This window comes from Billgrantia ethanolica (assembly GCF_021404305.1).
GTDB lineage: Bacteria > Pseudomonadota > Gammaproteobacteria > Pseudomonadales > Halomonadaceae > Halomonas > Halomonas ethanolica.
Map to the genome: position 1 here is coordinate 1200854 of NZ_JABFTX010000001.1, position 18586 is coordinate 1219439.

Here is an 18586-nt window from a genome sequence, read left to right on the forward strand (position 1 = left end):
TCTACTTCATCACGACAGCAGTGGTTATGGGTCGATGTTGAGCTGGCTGTTGGCCAGAAGCTCAGCCAGGATCTCAGCCGAGCCGACCTCGCCCGTGGTGAAGTTCTCCAGTACGATCACCTGCGTAGCATTGCCGCCATCTACGTCGATCTGACCCTCATGGTGGATGTACAGCACGGTGCTGGCTCCCTCCTGTGCGGCGAAGATGAAATCGCCGATGTTGCTGACGCTTTCACCTTGAAGCAGATCAGCCAGATCCAGCACATTATTTGTGCCAAGCCCGAAGTCAACGACGGTATCGATGGCCGGGGCATCGCTGTCTCCCTGGTCGCCCAGGTTCCACTGGAACACATCATCGCCTTCACCGCCTATCAGGGTGTCGTTGCCGGCACCACCGATAAGGATGTCATCGCCCGCCGTACCATGCACTACGTCGTCACCGTCGGAACCGGTGATTTCATAGCTGCCGGTCTCGGAGGTCTTGACGAAGACGGAGAAGTCGGCGGTGGCAGTGTCACCATCGGCGTCCGACCCCGTCAGCACGAAGTCGAGTTGGTAGTCGTCCGGATAGATCTGAGTCAAGTAGCTGGTCGAGATACCATCGATCTTGAAGCTGTTGTTACCCGCAGGCTGCAGCTCCATGTAATCGACGTTATGCGTCGGATCGATGTTGAAGACGAACTCACCATCTGCCGTCACCAGGGTTGCCGTGTAGATCTTGGACGTGCCATCCATGTCGAAGACAGTCAACTTGGCCTGATCGCCAGCCTTTGAGCCACTCGTGCCAGATACGCTGAAGATGAAGGACGTCACGCCAATCTCACCTGACCCTTCTTCAGGCCGGACGTCGAATCTCAACATATCTTTCTTGTTACCTTGAACGACGTTGGAGTGCACACCCAAGTCTGTCGATGACATGCTCACGTTCTGCTGCACGCTATTGCTGAATGCTGTTACGGCGAGCGCAAACTTGCCGTTGAAGACATCCGACGTGAACAGATAGGCAGTCTTGCCGTTCTCTTGGTAGAGGTTCTTCGAATCGAACGCACTCAATAGACTTTCGATCTCCGTTTCCACGACAGGCGCCGGCGACAGCAGATCGAAGGCATAGGTGCCATCGGCATTCAGTGTGAGATTGAAAAACTCGAAGGAGCCTGACTTCGCCGTGTAGGTGATCCAGGTCTCTCCGGAATCGGTGATGGTCAGCGCGTAACCATCCGGCATGCCTGTCCAGTTGAGCGAACCTTCACCGAAGCTGCCGAGGAAGCTCTGCACATCACCACCCACCTCGAACTCGTAGACTCCCTCGTATATTCCGGCCACGTTGGCAATGGCGAGGTTGAGAGCAGAGAGGCTCGGGCCGTCGTCCTCGAAGCCCAACTGGCCACCCAGGTCGACGGTGGCACTGTCGGTGGCCGTGTCGCCGTCGGCGTCGGTGAGGGTCACGCTGCCGGTGAGCAGGATCTGGCCGCCGGCCAGGTGCAGCACTTCGCTGGCATTGCTCGCCGTCGGGTGGTCGATGGGATCCAGCACCAACTTGCCGTCGACGAGAGAGACGACGAAGACGGTGTTGCCGCCGTTGACGTTAGCGGCGCTGGCCGCCGTGCTGCCGACCACGCTGCCGCCGATCAGGTGCAGGTAGACCAGTTGGCTACCGCTGGTGAGGTTTTCACCGCTGCCGTCCTGGGCCACGTTGCCGGCGACGTTGTTGCCCAGGCTCAGGCTGTAGTGCCAGGCCTTGCCACCACCGGCGGCCGCGCCGTCGCCACCAAAGGAGTGGTCGACGATGGTGAAGAAGTCGCGCAGCGCGGCACTGTCGGTGCCCAGCGCGGCGTCGGTGGTCAGCAGGCTGGCCAGCTCGGCGGCAGCGCCGATCTCGATGCCGGGTATATCGTCGACGATGGTGAGTTGCAGCGTGCCGGTTGCACTACCGCTGCTACTGGTAACGGTGTAGGTGAGGTTGGCAAGCGCCGCGTCTGCTCCTTCTTCATGGAGAAGGTTGTTCCACTGAGTCAGGATGAACGCCCCAGTAGTGGGGTTCACCTCGATAGTGAAAATATTCAGTTCGCGCGCAGGCGAGAAAGCCGTCAGGGTATTACTGCTGGCATCCCAGCTATACAGGATGGTCTCTTGCCCAATCTGAACCTCAACGCCATGCATATTGGCGAAGGAAACGCTGCCGCCGACTCCATTACCGAAGGTGAACAGTAGCACCCCACTGACCACCGAGCCGGACTGGCCGACCAAGGCATCGGCAAGATCAAGTTCCACGCTTCCTGCCGTGGGCTGGATGATGACAGGTTCGACCACTTCGACATCGTCGGCCGTTTCAGCCAAGAAGGCTCCGCCCTGCTCCTCCGGCGGTCCACCTAGAGCGTTCAAGCCATAATCGAATGCCAGGGGGTTGGTGTCCTCGGCGATGCGTGCCAGGCGTACGAAGCTGTGACCGCCATCCGCCGCACCGCCGGGGCCCGCACCTGCCGCAGTCGCATCGAGAACGTCGAGCAGGTCGACGGTCTCATCGTCCAGCGCTGCCAATAGTGCGTCCAGATCCTCGTCGAGAGCGGCAAATTCACTCGCTTCCACCGGCTGATCGGTGCTGAGCTCTTGGGTGATTAGAACCTGCTCGCCACCCTCGATCTGGCTTGGGTCCAGGTTATCGCCGAAATCGAGCTGCACTTCCCCTCCAGTGGAAGTCACGACGGTTTCTCCTTCCTGCAGCGTGTCTCCGACACGCAGCTCACGCAGGTTGCCCGAGGCATCACGAGCCCAGGCCTGACCGGAGATGGACAGAACGATTGCAATAGACATGAGGGTATACCCCGCAAGTGAAAGAACTTTTTACGAGGCTCGCCACGGCCAAACGGTCCGTGCCTGGAGGGGGCGTGCTTGAGTGAAGTATGAGGCTAGTCGTACGGCGCGGTATTGGACTCTGGTACAGGGTGAGGAGAAAACTTGACCTTGGTCAAAACTGGCAAGAAAGGCTTCAGCCATACAATAAACGCCCGGCCTAGGCCGGGCGTATCAGTACGTTGGCTTGTTTTATTCGATTTCGAGCTGACCGTTGCTGAGCATTTGCTGAATCAGCGCATCGCTATAGGCAACGCCCTTGAGCACGATCGTCTGGTCGACAACCGACTCATCGTAGACGCCACCCGTGAAGCCACCATTGTGGCTGATCTGGAGCACGGTATTGCCACTTCCATCGTCGGACGCATGGAGGTATTCCGCCAGATTGGAACTGCTGGCTCCATCAAGAAGATCAGCAATATCCAACTTGTCGGCCTCGCCATCCACGCCGAACTGGCCAAGGGTGAAGTCCATCACTTTATCTGTCGCAGGAGCACCTGCTTGACCCTGGTCACCCAGGTTCCAGACGAAGGTATCGGCTCCGAGGCCACCCACCAGTATGTCGTCACCAGCTCCGCCAATAATGATGTCGTTGCCAGCGCCACCGGTAAGCGCATCGTTGCCATCGGTTCCCCAGACGAAGCTATCCACGCCCGGCCCGGTGATCCCCACCTGGAGCGACGCCTCGGCAGTAGCGCCGGACGGATGCACCAGTTGGTAGGTCAGGCTGTCGATCTTGCCAACGTTGGCAACATCTGCAGCGGGCTCGTAGCGATAGTCCCCGTTGGCAAACAGCGTGAAGGTGCCGTACTGACCGGCAATGACGAGGCCACTCTGCGTGGCTTCGACATAGTCGCTGCCGACCAAGGCCTTGAGCAGCGTGCCGCTGGAGCCGGGGATATCGGTGCTGCCGTCGATGCCTGGGTCGCTCAGGACGTTGCCTTGCGTACTGGAAGCCTCCCAAACGCCATAGGCATCATGATTGAAAGTGGTCGTAACAGAGACACTTGGGTATCCCCATACGAAGCTTCCACCAGAGACTTCTGCTTGGAATGTGATGCGATAGCTTCCCGAGTCAAGTTCAGGCGTATTGAAATTACCGCTACCAACGCGCCCCCCTATGCCCGATACAACCTCCCAGCCAGCATCGCCAAACTTTTCCAGTTTCCATGCTAGAGAAGCCGACCCACGCGGAGCGCTCACGTTCGCATTGAAGCTGAAAACACCGCCACCAGCTACAGCAATGTCGAACTCCTCTTTCCACTCTCGGGTTTTGCTACCCGTGTCAAGAAAACCATTGCCAACTGAATGACTACTTGAAGTTTGAGTCGCATCAATCTCGATCAGCGATACGTCGGCAATGGCCACGTTGTCGCTGGCCACGATACCGTTCGGCACACCTTCGAGGTTGATGGTCAGCTTCGACGCCACCACGTCGCCATCTGCATCGGTCAGGTAGTAGGTGAACTCATCCTGATAGGAGTCGCCCGCTTTCATGCCGTCGCGTGCACTGCGGCTGACCACGTAGGTGTAGCTACCATCGGCGTTCACGGTCAGCGTGCCGAAATGGCCCTGCACGACACCGTTGGCAATCGTGCCGCCCTCGCCATCGGACCACAGCAGACTGTTCTCCTCGGCAGGACCGTCGGCGCCCCAGTCGGCATCGACCCGGCCTTCCACGCTGGGCAAGTCATCGGTGGAAACGATCTCGGCAAAAAGTTCGAACGAACTTGCTTTCGTCTCCGTGGTATAAACCGTATCGACGAGGTTGCCATCGGAATCCAGGAAGCCGCGGATCTTGAGAACGTACTCACGATCGCCAACCTGGATGACTTGTTCCTGATCCGGGTTGAGGATCTTGACGATATCGTCGTTGTCCGGATGCGTGGGATCGGGGTGCGTATTGGGCGTCTCGTCATGCTCGAGCTGGATGACGGTGGTCACCTCGGTCAAGACACCGTCGATCATGACCTTGAACGACACTTCAAGGTCGACGGTCTTGAGCACCTTGCTATTGGCGCTGATCACGAAGTTGTTATGTGTCAGCGTGCCCAGCGAGAACAACGAATCGGTAGTGACGCCTTCCAACCCCGTCAGTCCTTCGGCATAGACGAAGTCATAGCCGGAGCCGTTGGCCCCACCCCACTGAATGAAAATACCGCTCTCATTCGATGTGGTGGTAACGCTGCCGCTTCCCGCCGTAGTAGTCAGGTTCTGCCAGCCGGCACCAAGCTGGCCCACTTCGAGTTCGCTGACAGGGACCTGAATGGCCTGGACCAGATCGAACTCGAACGGTACATCGTCGACCACCACGACATCGACTGTGCCGTAGGCAATGTGCCCCATGCCGTCCACCAGCTCGAGCTGAATGCCCTCTTTCGCCAGCTCGTTGCGGCCTTCACCGGATTCATGCACAACGGCGCTGCCCAGCTCGAAGCTATAGCTCACCTCACCGGTTGCAGAATCGTAGCCAGTCAGCGTCAGGGTGTTGCCCTGAGGTGTCTCGATCACGATGACACCGTCGCCGGCAAGCCCTTCTAGATCGGCCAGGCTCAGTTTGACCTTGTCGCCCTGCTGCTCCCCAGCGCCGGAAACCTTCTCTCCCGCAATCAGCAGCGAGTCGATACCTTCAGGCGCGGAAAGAGTGAAGCTACCGCTATCGGCTGCGTCTCCTTCTCCCTCGGCAGTGCCGCCTTCGAGGTATTTCTCATTGACCGTTACGTCGCTGGCGGTCAGGCCGAGGATGCTGGGCAGTTCGGGCAGCGGCAGTACTTCACCAGGCTCGAAGTCGATATTGAACGAGCCATCCGTGGTATCCCCGTCACCGTCGACTGCAACGACATCGACAGGCAGCGTGAAGCCGAGCTCGGCATCGAGGAAAACCCCTTGGAAGTTCTTGACGTTGTACTGGTCACCGCCGGAGCTGCCGTAGAAACGAATTTCGTCGAAGCCACCCGAGGCGGACGCCGTCGTGCCGTTGCCAGTGCCTACCGATACGCCATTGCTGAAGATTTCCCAGCTCAGCGCTCCGGCATTGCCCATCTCGAAGGAGAGCTCAGTCAGTGTTTGATTGAACTGAGCAATCAGTGTCTCGCCTTCTCCAATCAGGTTGTTACCGACACCGATGCCATTGGTCGACCAGTTGACTGCACCGCCTACGCTTGTGAACTGAGCCGACAGGTTCGGGTTGCTGATGACCAGCTCGCCGTCGATGCCACCGCCCTGGTTGCCGATGACATCCGTGGTGAAGCTGACCGCGACAGGGTCAAGAGGCTGGTGAACGACGACCTCGTACTGGTTGCCGCTGACGTTCATATCGATGGTGAGCACGGGCTCGCCGCTGTCGCCGCCTTCCTTGTAAGCGATGAGCTGCTGGGTGCCGCTAACGAAGACGTAGACCAACTTCGTGCCGCCAGAGGTGAGGTAAGCGGTTTTCTCTACCCCGTTTTCCTCGTAGCGAACCTGGATGTGGCCCTGCCCATCTGTCATCAGGCTGGCCTGCGAGATATGCGCGCCATCCGCATCCGCACCGATGGTGAGATCCAGACTACCGATAGCGGAGCTGTCAACGCCCATACCGAGAGAAGCATCTTCCGGCGTGCCGAACTCGGGCACGTCGTCCAGAATCTCGATCAGCAGGTTGCTCGAGGCCGTATCACCGTCGGTATCCTCGAGCACGATCTCGATGGATTGGGTCAGCGACTCGTCGTTGGCCGGCTGGTCGTGATCCTTGTTGGCGTTCAGCGTGTACTCGTAATTGACGGTATAGGTGCCGTTGCCGTTTGCAGTGAAGCCCGTGATGACAAGGGTATTACCGCTTTCGGTCACGATCGTCGGCAGCGCTTGCTCGAGCCCATCCTTGACGATGTACTCGCCACCCACGCTCAGGTTCAGCACACCATCCGGCGCACTGACGGTAAAGCTTCCACCCTGTACCAACAGACCGCCGCCCTCTTGGCTTCCTCCCGGAAGATGGGCTTCGTTGAAGACCAGGTGATGGCCATCGCCATGCACCGGATTGTCGATAGAGACAGGCGAGTCGCTGATCGCGATGGTCAGCGTTGCGGTGTCGCTGTCACCGTCGCCATCGGTCAGGGTGTAGGTGAACACATCCGATACGCTGCCAGGGGCGCCGGGGTTACGCACATAGGAGTAGGTACCGTCGGCGGCAATGGTCAGGACACCGTACTGGCCAGTGATGTCGACCGTACCCTCGGCCGGTACGGCAACGCCGTTGACCGACGTTACTCGGCCACCGTCGGCGCCCAGCGTGTCGTTGGCCAGTACGTTGCCTTCTTCGATGATCTGGCCGGAGCCAAGGTTGACCGAGACATCGACCGCAGTCGGGCCATCATCGAGGAAGTAGATCACCTGGCCAATGTCGATCGTCGCATGGGCCTTATCGCCATCGCCATCGGTCACGGTCTTGGTGAGGAAAATCACGTTAGCCAATATGTTGGCGGCATCGCTCGCACCGATCTGGCCAACGCCCTGGTGGGCAATCGCCCTGAGCTGGTCGAGAGTCACGACCCCTGTCTCGGCATTCACTTCGAGGGTGAATACGGGCACTTCGACACCATCGTCGGTAACTACATAGCCGACGATATCGCCATCCACTTCCTTGACGAGAACGGCCTGACCGGTTTGGGTATCGACCAGACCTGAGTCGGCACCAGCAGCCGAGACACTCAAGGTGTATTCACGGGTCTGCAGACCATCGGCACCATACTCGGCGCTAAAGTATCCGGAGAAGTCGAATGATGCCGTCACGTCGAGTTGTGCCTCGTCGACGGTCAGGTTGGCGGGCTTCCATTCGACGTTGATGTTGACGTCGTTGTAGTCCCTATCGCTGCCAGGACCGTAGATGTCCTCCCAGTTGAGATCGCCCTCTTCGGCATTGTTCTCGACATGCGAGCTTCCATCCGGATGCAAGGCCGCATCGTTGAAGAGCACGGGGGCCTTGGGATCTTGCCCAACCAGCGGGTCCTCGCTTCCTGCCGGCACTGCCACCCATACCAAAGCCCCTTCGGGGTTTTCGATCTGGATGAACTGGACATGGGTTTGATTCGCCAAATCGGGGTTGAGGCTCGCCCCATTGGGAATGATGAAGTACCCCACCTCACCTGGTGCGTATCCTTCCAGAACATAGGTATCGCCCACGTCATTCTTGACGTTCGACCAGATGATCTGGCCGATGGTGGGATTGCCGTTTTCGTCCTTGATGTAATAGCCGAAGCTGTTGTTGTAGCCCACTCCAGGCGCACTGCCCAGATTGGTGATGGTGACCTCATGCCCCGTGGGGTTGGTGCCATCCACGCTCGGCAGGTCGTCAGCCACTTCGACGGTAATGCCCGCAGTGGCGCTATTGCCATCATGGTCGCTGGCGACGACCGTGACACCGGTGATGGTCAGGTCGTCGACGTTGACGTCGTGCGGCAGTGCGGCCAGCAGCTCCGCCGTGATGGTGATGGTACCGCTCTGCTGGGCGGCGATCGGATCGGTGCCGCTCAGGCTCAGCTTGAGCACCGGCTCGCCATCGAGGCTGCCGATCAGGTTGCCGTCGTTGTCCAGCGACCAGCTCAGCTCACCGTCGAGGCCGGTGACCTGAATGTTGCCGGTATCGCCGAAGGCAAAGCTCACGATGTCGTCGCTGCCGGCGGTAAAGGCCAGCTCTTCACTGACGACGTGGCTGCCGCCCACGGTCTCGGCATCGGCCAGGGCCAAGGTCACGCTGCCGCCTTCGCCATTCTCATCGCCCGGGGTCGGACCCTCGCCATCCTTGATCTTGATGCGATGGGTGTCCGTGGCGCGATCACCGTCACCGTCGACCTTGATCAGCTCGAAGCGAATCGACTGCTTGTCGTTGTGATCCAGGTTGGTGCCCGGCACGAAGGTCCAGGTGCCATTGGCATTGAAGGTCAGGGTGCCTTCAGGCAGCGCGTAGGCATGGCCGATCTGCAAGACCTGCTCGGGGCCGCCGTTGATGGAAATGAGCTGCTGCGCCCCTTCGCTGTCGGCGCCGGTCTCGGTGTTCCAGGTGCCGCTAACGGCATCGCCCCCTTCGGTGGCCCAGCGGGGGCCACCTAGGTTGGCGTCGGGCGCATCATCGATGACTTTCACCGTGAGGTTGCTGCTGACCGTATCGCCATCACGGTCCGTGACCGTAATGGTGAAGTCGCGAATCAAGGCATCGTCATCGCCCGGCGCGGAGTGGTCCTTGTTGCCCTGCAGTGTGTATTCGTAGCTGACGCGATAGTTACCGAGAGGCAGCTGTGTGATGCCGGTGATCTCGAGCTTGTAGCCGTTCGGCACGTCGATGGCTGCATTCTCATAGTTGAAGCTGCCATCCGCGTTGCGCGTGACGGTCAACGTCAGCTGATCATCACCTTCGCCGATCGAGATGGTCACCTGAGCGAGGCCATCGATTGCGTTGACCAGGAAGCTGCCACCCTGGGTCAGCGCCCCCTCATTGGGGCTGCTACCGTTATCCAGATTCGCTTCGTTGACGACCAGGTGCGCGCCTTGGCCGAAGGGCGGCAGGTTGACGATGCCGACCGGGGAGTCGAAGCCCTTGACGGTGAGCGTGGCTGTATCGGTGTCGCCATCGCCATCGGTCAGGGTATAGGTGAACTTGTCGAGGAACAGCCCCTGATGATTTGGCGTTTCACCGCGCACGTAGGTGAAGTCGCCGTTGGAATAGATGGTCAGCTCACCGTGAACGCCTTGGATGACCGCCTTACCATCGACCAGCTCGACGACTTGTTCGCCAAACTGAACGTGCGTAACCTCGGCGCCATCTGCTCCCTCCACGTCATTGACCATCACATTGCCGGACTTCTCGAACCGGCCCAGACGAACCAGGGCCAGATCGTTGTTGGCTACCGGGCCGTCGTCGACGAAGCTGAGCTGACCGCCAAGGTCGATACTGGCCGAAACCGTGTCGCCATCGCCATCGACAACCGTGGCGTTGAGCGAGAGACCGCTGCCAGCCAGGCTCAGCACGTCGGCCGGGTTGGAGCCATCCGGGTGAGACAGCGCCAGATGCTGAGTCAGAGTGACTTCACCGGTCGCGGCATTGACGCTGATGGTAAAGGCCGTCCGGCCATCGGCGTCCCGACCGACGATCTTGCCGTTCTCCTCGACCAGCGTGATGGCATGACCGCCGTCGGTCGTCGCCAGCCCTGTGCTGCCATCGCCTTCGACGCTCAAGCCATAACTGACGCTGCCCTCGCCGTCGGCCCCGAAGACAACGGTAAAGGCCCCGGAGAAATTGACGGTTGCTGGCTCACCGAAGGCGCTTTCGTCGACCTCGAGTTCCGCCAGGTCACCCGGATTGGGGTCGATGCTCGGCATGTCATCGACGATACTGATATTGCCGCTCAAATCGACACTCAAGCTATCGCTGACCACGTCACCGTCGGCATCGGTCACGGTGACCGTGGCAACCACGCCGACCAGGCCAGCCGGCAGGCCAACGCTATCCACACCCTGCTCGGGATGGTCCACCGGAGCGGACTGAGTCAGGGTCACGACACCGGTGTCGGCATCGATCTCGATGCGCAGCACTTCGGTATCACCGGCGCGGCCAATGACGATGCCATCTTCGAGAGTGAATACGATCTGCTCACCGCCGCTGGTCAGGCCGTGCTCGACGTTGCCAAGAGTCAGACCGTAGCCGTCGACCACGGTACTACCGGCTCCGTCTGCGCCATAATTGACGCTGACAGCAGACTCGAAGGCACTGGATACGTTACCGGTGGCAACGGAAACATCGCCGACGGTTTGCTTGTCGTAGACAATCAAGGCGATCTGGCCGAGCTCAACGCTGCCGACCTCCACGCTCGGGCTGTCATCCAAGATGGTGATGTTCAGTGTCCCGGTAGCCGTACCGCTGGTGCTGGTCACGGTGTAGACCAGGCCTGTAACCGCCTCGTCCGTGCCTTCTTCATGCAGCAGGTTGTTCAACTGGGTAAGAGTGAAAGCGCCGCTGCTGGGATTGAGCTCGATGGTGAAGATGTTGAGCTCACGACCGGGCGAGAAGGCAGTCAGCGTATTGCTGCCGGCATCCCAGCTATACACGATGGTTTCTTGACCGACCTGGGTTTCGACACCATCCATGGCCGCAAAGCTGATGCTTCCGGACCCGCCGGAGCCAAACGAGAACGGCAGAGTGCCGGTCACGACGGAGCCGGCTTCACTGAGGATATCGGCATCGTTCAACGACGCGTCGAAGTTTCCGGCAGTTGGAGCGATGACTTCGTCTTCCGGCGAGACCGCTGTGAAAGCGGGGCCTTCAATCTCGGGCAGCTCACTGCCCAGCCCCAGACCATATTCGAACGCCAACGGGTTGGTATCTTCGGCAATCCGCGCAAGGCGCACGAAGCTGTGGCCACCATCGGCGGCGCCACCGGGGCCAGCCCCGGCCGCGGTGGCGTCAAGCACGTCGAGCAGGTCGACGCTGTCGTCGTCGAGTGCGGCCAGCAGTGCCTCGAGATCTTCATCGAGAGCCGCAAACTCGGAAGCATCGACGACTTCGTCGACATCGAGCTCAGGGGTCATGGCTACCTGCTCGCCACCTTCGATCAGGGTGGGGTCCTGTCCATCGCCGAAGTCGAGCTGGGCGCTTCCATTATCGGAGGTCACCAGCACTTCACCTTCCTGGAGCGTGTCCCCAACGCTCAGCTCGCGAACGTTTCCTTCGGCATCACGCGCCCAGGCGCGTCCTGTGATCGAGATAACCGTAGCATTTGCCATGACATGACTCCCTGTGTCGTCTGTATCGTCTTTCGTTTTTTCTTTTTTGGAGGCGTCCGATAAGGCACGCCAAGCTCTACTCCTGACGGAACACAGTAAATTACGTTTCGATACAAAAATATTGGACCGTAGGACAGTAACGAGAGCAGTGGTATGACGCAGAGAAACGGCCGATAAAAAAATCGGCTTGCTGAATATTCAGCAAGCCGATTCAGGAAGCGTTCATCAGGTGAAGACTGGTGGGTGCGTTAGGTTACGTTTTCATCCTGTCTCGACAGCCTGAGCACCAGTTGCATGCGATCACGTACCCTCAGCTTGCGAAATGCTGCGCCGAGGTGTGCCTTGACCGTACGCTCGGTGATGTCGAGCAGGCGAGCCACTTCCTTGTTGCTGCGCCCTTCCGCCACGGCCAAGGCCACGGCACGCTCACGCTCCGTCAGTATGGCCAGGCTATCCACTGGTAGGCTCTCGCGCCCGCCAAGCGTGGTGAAGGCTGCACCCAGCACCTTGCTCAACAGCTCGGCCGGCACCCATACCCCTTGGTTACCGGTGACCAGCGCGGCCTGGGTCAGCAGCTCGGGGGGCGAAAGAGCGTGCAGGTAGCCCCTGGCACCGGCTTGCAGCGCCTGAAGCGCTTCGGCTTCACTCGGCACCAGGGTCATCACCACGATGGTGCATCCCTGTGCGGCCAAGGCCGTCGTCAACGCTGGCCATTCGGTATGGTCGGTCATGAGCCAGAATTGGTCGCCGCGCTTTGCCAGTCGCCTTGCTCGCTCGGGATCGACCTGGCGGATCTCGGGAAAGGCGCTGCTCAGCCGAGGAATTTCTGCCCGTTTCTGGCTGATGAACAGAGCTGTCATCATCGTTCTCCCATGGAGTCGCTCCATGCTCTCAGCACGGGCTTGAGCAAGAACTGCATCACCGTACGCTTGCCGGTCAGGATGTCGACCTGAGCCGTCATGCCGGGAATGACCTGAATATCGCTACCCAGATTTTCTCCTTCCAGCGTTCTCACACGCACCAGATAGAAAGTGTTGTCGTTGTCATCGGTGATGGTGTCGGCACTGATGTGATCGAGTTCAGCCTGCAGCCCACCGAAAATGGCGAAGTCGTAGGCGGTGAGCTTGATCGTGGCCGGCTGCCCCGGGCGCAGGAAGGCGATGTCCTGAGGAGCGATGCGGGCCTCGACCAGCAGCTGATCGTCGCTGGGTATGATGTCCACCACTTCCTGACCGGGCTGCACGACGCCACCCAAGGTAGTGATACCCAGACGCTGCACGACGCCGGTAACCGGCGAGCGCACCTCGGCCAGGCGCACGCGATCCTGCAGGCCGGCACTGGATTCATCGAGCGCACCGAGGTCGCCGATGGTTTGCGCCAGATCGTTGCGCCAGTTGCTGCGCCGCTCGGCGCCGAGCTCGCGAAGCTGCGTACGCGCCTCCTCCACCGCGGCCTCGAGTCGGGCGACCGAGGCTGCCGCCTGGTTGCGCTCGCCGGTCGCACGCGAGACTTCTCGCTCGAGCCGGAGAATGTCGACTTCGGACACCGCCCCGGACTGCAACAGCGGACGCGTCAGGTTGAGCTCCTGGCTGGCCATGTTGGCCTCGCGCTGGGCGGTATCCCGCCGTGCCTTGGCCTCGTTGAGCTCTTCTTCACGCTGACGGATGCGGTCGCGCAGAATGCTCTCCTGCTCGCGGAGCTCCTCGCGCCGGCTCTCGTAGACTTCCCGCTCCTGGGCCACGATGTCCGGCGCTTCGGTGCGCAGTTCTTCATCGGGGTTGAAGGGCGTGTCGGTGGCCAGGGCACGTAGCCTTTCGGCACGGGCACGCAGCGCCAGCGCCTGGGCGCGGTTTTCGCGGAAGTTGGCGATGAAGCGGGTGGGATCGATGCGCATGAGCACCTGACCCGCCTCGACCAGTTCCCCTTCGCGCACCAGGATTTCCTGCACCACGCCGCCATCGAAGGACTGCACCTTCTGCAGCTGGCTGGAGGGAATCACTCGCCCCGTGCCGCGGGTCACTTCGTCGATCGAAGCGAAATACGACCATGCGATCAGTGCAGCAACGGCGAGCAGAACGGTATACAGGAAGATTCTGGCCCGGATGGGATCCTGCTGCATGCGCGCCCAGTCGGCATCGCTGGCCCAGTCGCGATTGAGATGGGCGGCCGTAACGCGCTTGGAGAACAGGCGATCGATGAAGGGGCGGAATGGTTTGCCGCCCACTTCGGAAAAACGTCCGATCGCTTCGAAGCCTTGCTGCTCGGCGCTCTTGCCCTTGGCCTTGCCTTCGGTCTTGGGAGAAGACATGACGGTCATCAGCTGGCCCTCCCGATCTGGCCTTTGCGCAGGGCCTCGACCACTTTGTCGCGGGGACCGTCGGCGACGACCTTGCCGGCATCGATGACGATGATGCGATCGACCAATGACAACAGCGAGGTACGGTGGGTCACCACGATCAACGTCTTGCCCTCGCCGTACTGCTTCAGATTGGCCTTGAAGGCCTCCTCGCTGGCGTGATCCATCGAGCTGGTCGGTTCGTCGAGCAGCAAAATCTGCGGGTCGTGGACCATCGCCCGGGCGATGGCCACGGCCTGGCGCTGGCCACCGGAGAGCATCTGCCCACGCTCACCGACCTGCAGATCGACACCGTGGGGGTGGCCATTGACCAGGCTCTCCAGCCCGCTGAGCTTGATGGCACGCAGCAGCGAGTCGTCATCGACGCCATCGCTGCCGCCACCGGCGATGATGTTGTCGCGCAGCGAACCGAAGAACAGGCTCACGTCCTGGGGCACGTAGCCGATATGGCGGCGCAACTGGATAGGGTCGAACTGGCGCAGATCGACCCCGTCGAGCATGACCGCGCCCGCCGTGGGGGCATACAGACCCAGCAGCAGCTTGTTGAGCGAGGTCTTGCCGCACCCTACGCGGCCGAGCAGCGCCACCTTCTCGCCGGGCTCGATCTTGAGTGAGACATCGCGCAGCGCATCGCGCTCTTCATCCGGATAGCGCAACGACGCCTTGTCGAAACGGATCTCGCCGCGGACTACCGGACGCGAGATGAACGATTTCCCATCGGGTCGCTCCACCGGTCGCTGCATGACGTCGTCTAGCGACTTGAGCGCGGTGGAAGACTGATGATACTGGGCCAGCAACGCCGCCGCCTGACTGATGGGTGCCATGGCCCGGGACGACAGCATGTAAGCTGCGATGAGCCCACCCTGGCTCAGATTGCCGTCGATGATCAGATAGACCCCGATCAGGATCACGCCCACGGCCACGGTGTGCTGGGCCCACATGGCGACGTTGGAGACGGAGGTGCTGACCAGGCGCAGTTGGGCGGAAGTGCGCGAGAGAAACGCGGTCGCCTTCTCCCAGATCGATTGAATACGGCTCTCGGCCCGCAGCGACTTCACCGTCTCCAGGCTCGACAGCGACTCCACCAGCGTGGCGTTGCGCTGAGCGCTGACCCGCCAGGTGGTCTCGGAAAGCTCATGCAGCTTGCCCTGGGCCGCCAAGGCATAGAGCAGCACCAAGACGATACCGGCCAGAACCGGCAAGGCCAGCGGTGCCCCTATCAGGGCAATCACGCCCACGAACAGCAGCACGAAGGGCAAGTCGACCAGGGCCACCACCGTGGCCGAGCCAATGAACGAGCGCACCGACTCGAAGGACTGCAAGGTCGAGGCGAACGACCCGGTAGAGGCGGGTTTGGCCTCCATGCGTAGCCCCAGTACCTGGGACATGATTCGCGACGATAGCTTGACGTCGGCCCGGCTTGCCGCCAGATCGACGAAAGCGCTGCGCATCAAGCGCAGGGCAAGATCGAAACAGAGCACGACGAAGATACCGACGGCCAACACCCACAGCGTCTCGGTCGCATGGTTGGGCACCACGCGGTCGTAGACGTTGAGCACGAACAGCGGCATCGCCACCGCAAAAAGATTGATGATCACCGAACCGGCGATCACGTCTCGATACAAGCGTCGGTTCTCGCGGATGACGCCCCAGAACCAGTGGCGGGAACGCTGCTTGCCGACTTCCGGACCCCGCGCGTCGAAACGGAAGCGCGGTCGTACGTAAATGGCCTGACCGCTGTAGCTTTCGGCCAGGCCATCGAGATCGACTTCGGTGACGGCGTCGCCGAGTTCGGGAAAGATGACCCGCGCCCGGCGCGACTTGAGATCCAGCTCCACGAGCACGCAGGCGCGCCCCGGCTCCAGCAGCAAGACGGCAGGAAAGAGTGCCGGGTTCAGCTGAACCAGGCGACTCTTGGTGATACGTGCCGTCATTCCGGCGCGCGCAGCGGCTCGTGCAAAGATTCCCGGAGTGAGACGCCCCTCCTCCAACGGCAGGCCCGCCGTCAACGCATCGGGCGTCACCGCATGGTCATGAGCCTGGGCAATGGTTTGCAGGCACTCCAGCAGCTCGTCACGAACTGCAGAGCGAGGGGCATCCTGAGAGGAATACAACACTTCTTGCTGTGTCACGTGGACCTCGGGGGTGAGGCCCGCCCGGCAGACCCGGGCGGGTTGATGCTAAATGACGATTACGATGCTGTCCGTGCGAACGCAGCACAGACAGCATGCACCCCTGGTCGCTCAGCCCTGCACGACATAACTGTCGGCGTAACCCAAGCGCTTCAACTCACCACGCAGTGCCACCAGCTCAGTCGGATCGCCGATGGGGCCGAGCTGGATCCGGTGCAGCGCGGCAGAGCTGACCAGACGCATCGGCTTGGCCAGGGCATCGCTGAGCTGGCTGCCGAGCTGCTGGGCTCGTCCCGCATCGCTCAGGGCTACCACCTGCAGGTAGGCGCCCTGCTCGACACCCACCGCCTGCGGCTCTGCCTGGCCGGCAACGGCCAGCTCGCCATGAACCTCGCCCTGAACTTCGCGATAGACGCTGGCAACGGGCTGCTGCTGGGCCCAGAATTCGGCCACGCTCAGCTGAGTGGCGTGCTCCGTTTCCTGAGTGCCGATAGCCGGCCACTGCTGCACGGACGACATGTCGAGATTTTCACCTACACGCTCGAGAGTGACTTCCACGCGGCGGTTCTGACGGCGCCCTTCTACCGTGTCGTTGCTCGCCACCGGACGACGTGAGCCGTAGCCGCGGGTCTGGATCAGACCGCGATCGACCCCCTGACCGACCAGGTAATCCGCCACGCTGTCTGCACGACGCTGCGAAAGCGGATCGTTGATGGCATGGGTTCCGGTGCTGTCGGCATGGCCGGCGATGAAGACTCGCGCCAGATCGGTACGGTCACGGATTTGGCCGGCCAACTGTGCGAGTTCCTGACGCGCGTCGGGGCCCAGCTCGGCGCTGTTGATGGCGAACAGAGCATCGGCGGAAAGCGTGACGTCCGGTGCGCGGGTCGGAGCCGGCGCACTGATTCCCCGGGTGAAGTCGGCCAGGGTGAAGCCGCCGGGACCGTCGATCGGGCACAGCACGCTCGGGTCGAGCGCCACACCGTCGCTGCCCAGTTCGGCCAGGGTAGGCATGTCGTCACGCATGACGCCGAGTGCCTGCATCAGCTGGCCCATGGCCGCCAGGGTGCGCGCATCGGCCAGGGCAATGTCGTACTGGGCGTTGGCGTAGGCACGGCTGGCCTCGAAGTACTCGTTCTCGCTGTCGAGCACGTCGAGCAGGGTGCGCTGGCCGATGTCGAACTGCTGCTGGTAAGCGCCACGAACACGATCGATGGATTGACGATGCTCGTTGAGGTAGCGGATCTGTTCACGCAGGCGCTGGGTATCGTTGTAGGCGATCTGCGTGGTTTGACGCACGTTGGTACAGGCCAGGTCACGCTGGTCGATGGCCTGCTCGACACGATCGCTGGCCGCGCGGAACGACGCCAGGTCGCTGCCGCCGCGGTACAGGTTCATGCTGGCGACCAGTTCGATGCTGTGACGGTCGCGCCGACCGAAGCCATCGAAGCCGCTTTCGTTGTTGTTGGTACCGGTGCGACCGCGCAGATCCAGGCGCGGCTGGAATCCGGCGCGGGTGCCGGCCTGCTCGGCCCGAGCCGCCTCGATGTTCTCGATGGCGGCGTGGAAATCGGGATTGCCCTGAAAGGCCAGATTGACGGCTTCGCTCACCGACGGCGGCAGGCGGTTGTCGAGCTGCGGCGCCGGGGCCAGATTTTCGGCGGGCAGGCTGCCGACGATGCGCAGATAGCGTGCAGTGACGTCGTGCAGGTTGGAGGCCTCGGTCATCAGGTTGGATTCAGCCAACGCCAGACGACCGCTGATCTGTTCGAGGTCGACACCGCGACCTGCACCCGAGCGGACCCGATCTTCGATCTGGTTGAACACACGCAGGTGATCGGCATAGTTGTCCTGAGCAAGGCTCACCAGCTCGCGGTAGCGGCGCACGTCGAGGTAGGCGCGAGTGGCCTCCAGGGCGACGTTCTCGCTGGCACCGAGCAGCTCGTAATAGCGCACCAGCTTGGCACGATCGAGTCGCTCGACCTCGCTGCGAGTGGCAAAGCCGTCATAGATCATCTGGGTCAGGCGCAGCTCGGCGAAGTCGGTGTCGTAGCTGCCGCGTCCATCGCCCTGACGATCTTCACGACCGACGCCGGCTGCCGCGTCGATGCTAGGCAGGTAGTTGCCTCGTGCCACACCGACATCATGGCCGGCAGCGCTCAAGCCGTTCCAGGCCGCCTTGACTTCCGGATTGGTGACCAGCGCCTGGCGCACGACCTGCTGAATATCCGACGATCCCGGCGCCGCCAGCCCGGGCGGCAGAGTCTGGGCCACCGCGGCCGACAGCGGTAGCAACGCGAGCGAAGACCCCACCAGCGCGGCCTTGGCCAGCCTGTGGGTACGAGAGAGGTCTGCGGCATTTTTCATGGGAGTTCCCTTTACATGTTTTTCGGTCGCCCCGTCTGCACAGGCGATCCGTCGAGTTGTGGAGACATGTTCTTGTTATTACGGGGCTCACCCGGTCCAAACCGGATGGTGCATCCTTTCCCGATTC

6 protein-coding genes are annotated in these 18586 nt (G+C 61.3%); all 6 read right to left on the minus strand.

The window, feature by feature from the left end:
- Positions 1 to 24: 24 nt before the first annotated feature.
- On the minus strand, positions 25 to 2811 hold the full coding sequence (locus HOP53_RS05455) for a retention module-containing protein (protein WP_234269070.1): 2787 nt from the start codon (positions 2809 to 2811) through the stop codon (positions 25 to 27).
- A gap of 231 nt (positions 2812 to 3042) precedes the next feature.
- The gene (locus HOP53_RS05465; protein ID WP_267955209.1) at positions 3043 to 11604 is read right to left on the minus strand and encodes a BapA/Bap/LapF family large adhesin; all 8562 of its coding nucleotides are present in this window, start codon (positions 11602 to 11604) and stop codon (positions 3043 to 3045) included.
- A 248-nt stretch (positions 11605 to 11852) separates the two neighbouring features.
- A complete protein-coding gene (locus HOP53_RS05470) occupies positions 11853 to 12464 on the minus strand; it encodes a response regulator transcription factor (RefSeq protein ID WP_234269071.1) in 612 nt (203 codons plus the stop codon).
- On the minus strand, positions 12464 to 13921 hold the full coding sequence (locus HOP53_RS05475; protein WP_234269072.1) for an HlyD family type I secretion periplasmic adaptor subunit: 1458 nt from the start codon (positions 13919 to 13921) through the stop codon (positions 12464 to 12466). The genes HOP53_RS05470 and HOP53_RS05475 overlap by 1 nt, the downstream gene beginning before the upstream one ends.
- On the minus strand, positions 13921 to 16092 hold the full coding sequence (locus tag HOP53_RS05480; RefSeq protein ID WP_234269073.1) for a type I secretion system permease/ATPase: 2172 nt from the start codon (positions 16090 to 16092) through the stop codon (positions 13921 to 13923). The genes HOP53_RS05475 and HOP53_RS05480 overlap by 1 nt, the downstream gene beginning before the upstream one ends.
- Before the next feature lie 111 nt (positions 16093 to 16203).
- Positions 16204 to 18459 carry a TolC family outer membrane protein gene (locus tag HOP53_RS05485; RefSeq protein WP_234269074.1) on the minus strand — a complete coding sequence of 752 codons (2256 nt, stop codon included), beginning with the start codon at positions 18457 to 18459 and terminating at the stop codon, positions 16204 to 16206.
- Between the last annotated feature and the right edge of the window lie 127 nt (positions 18460 to 18586).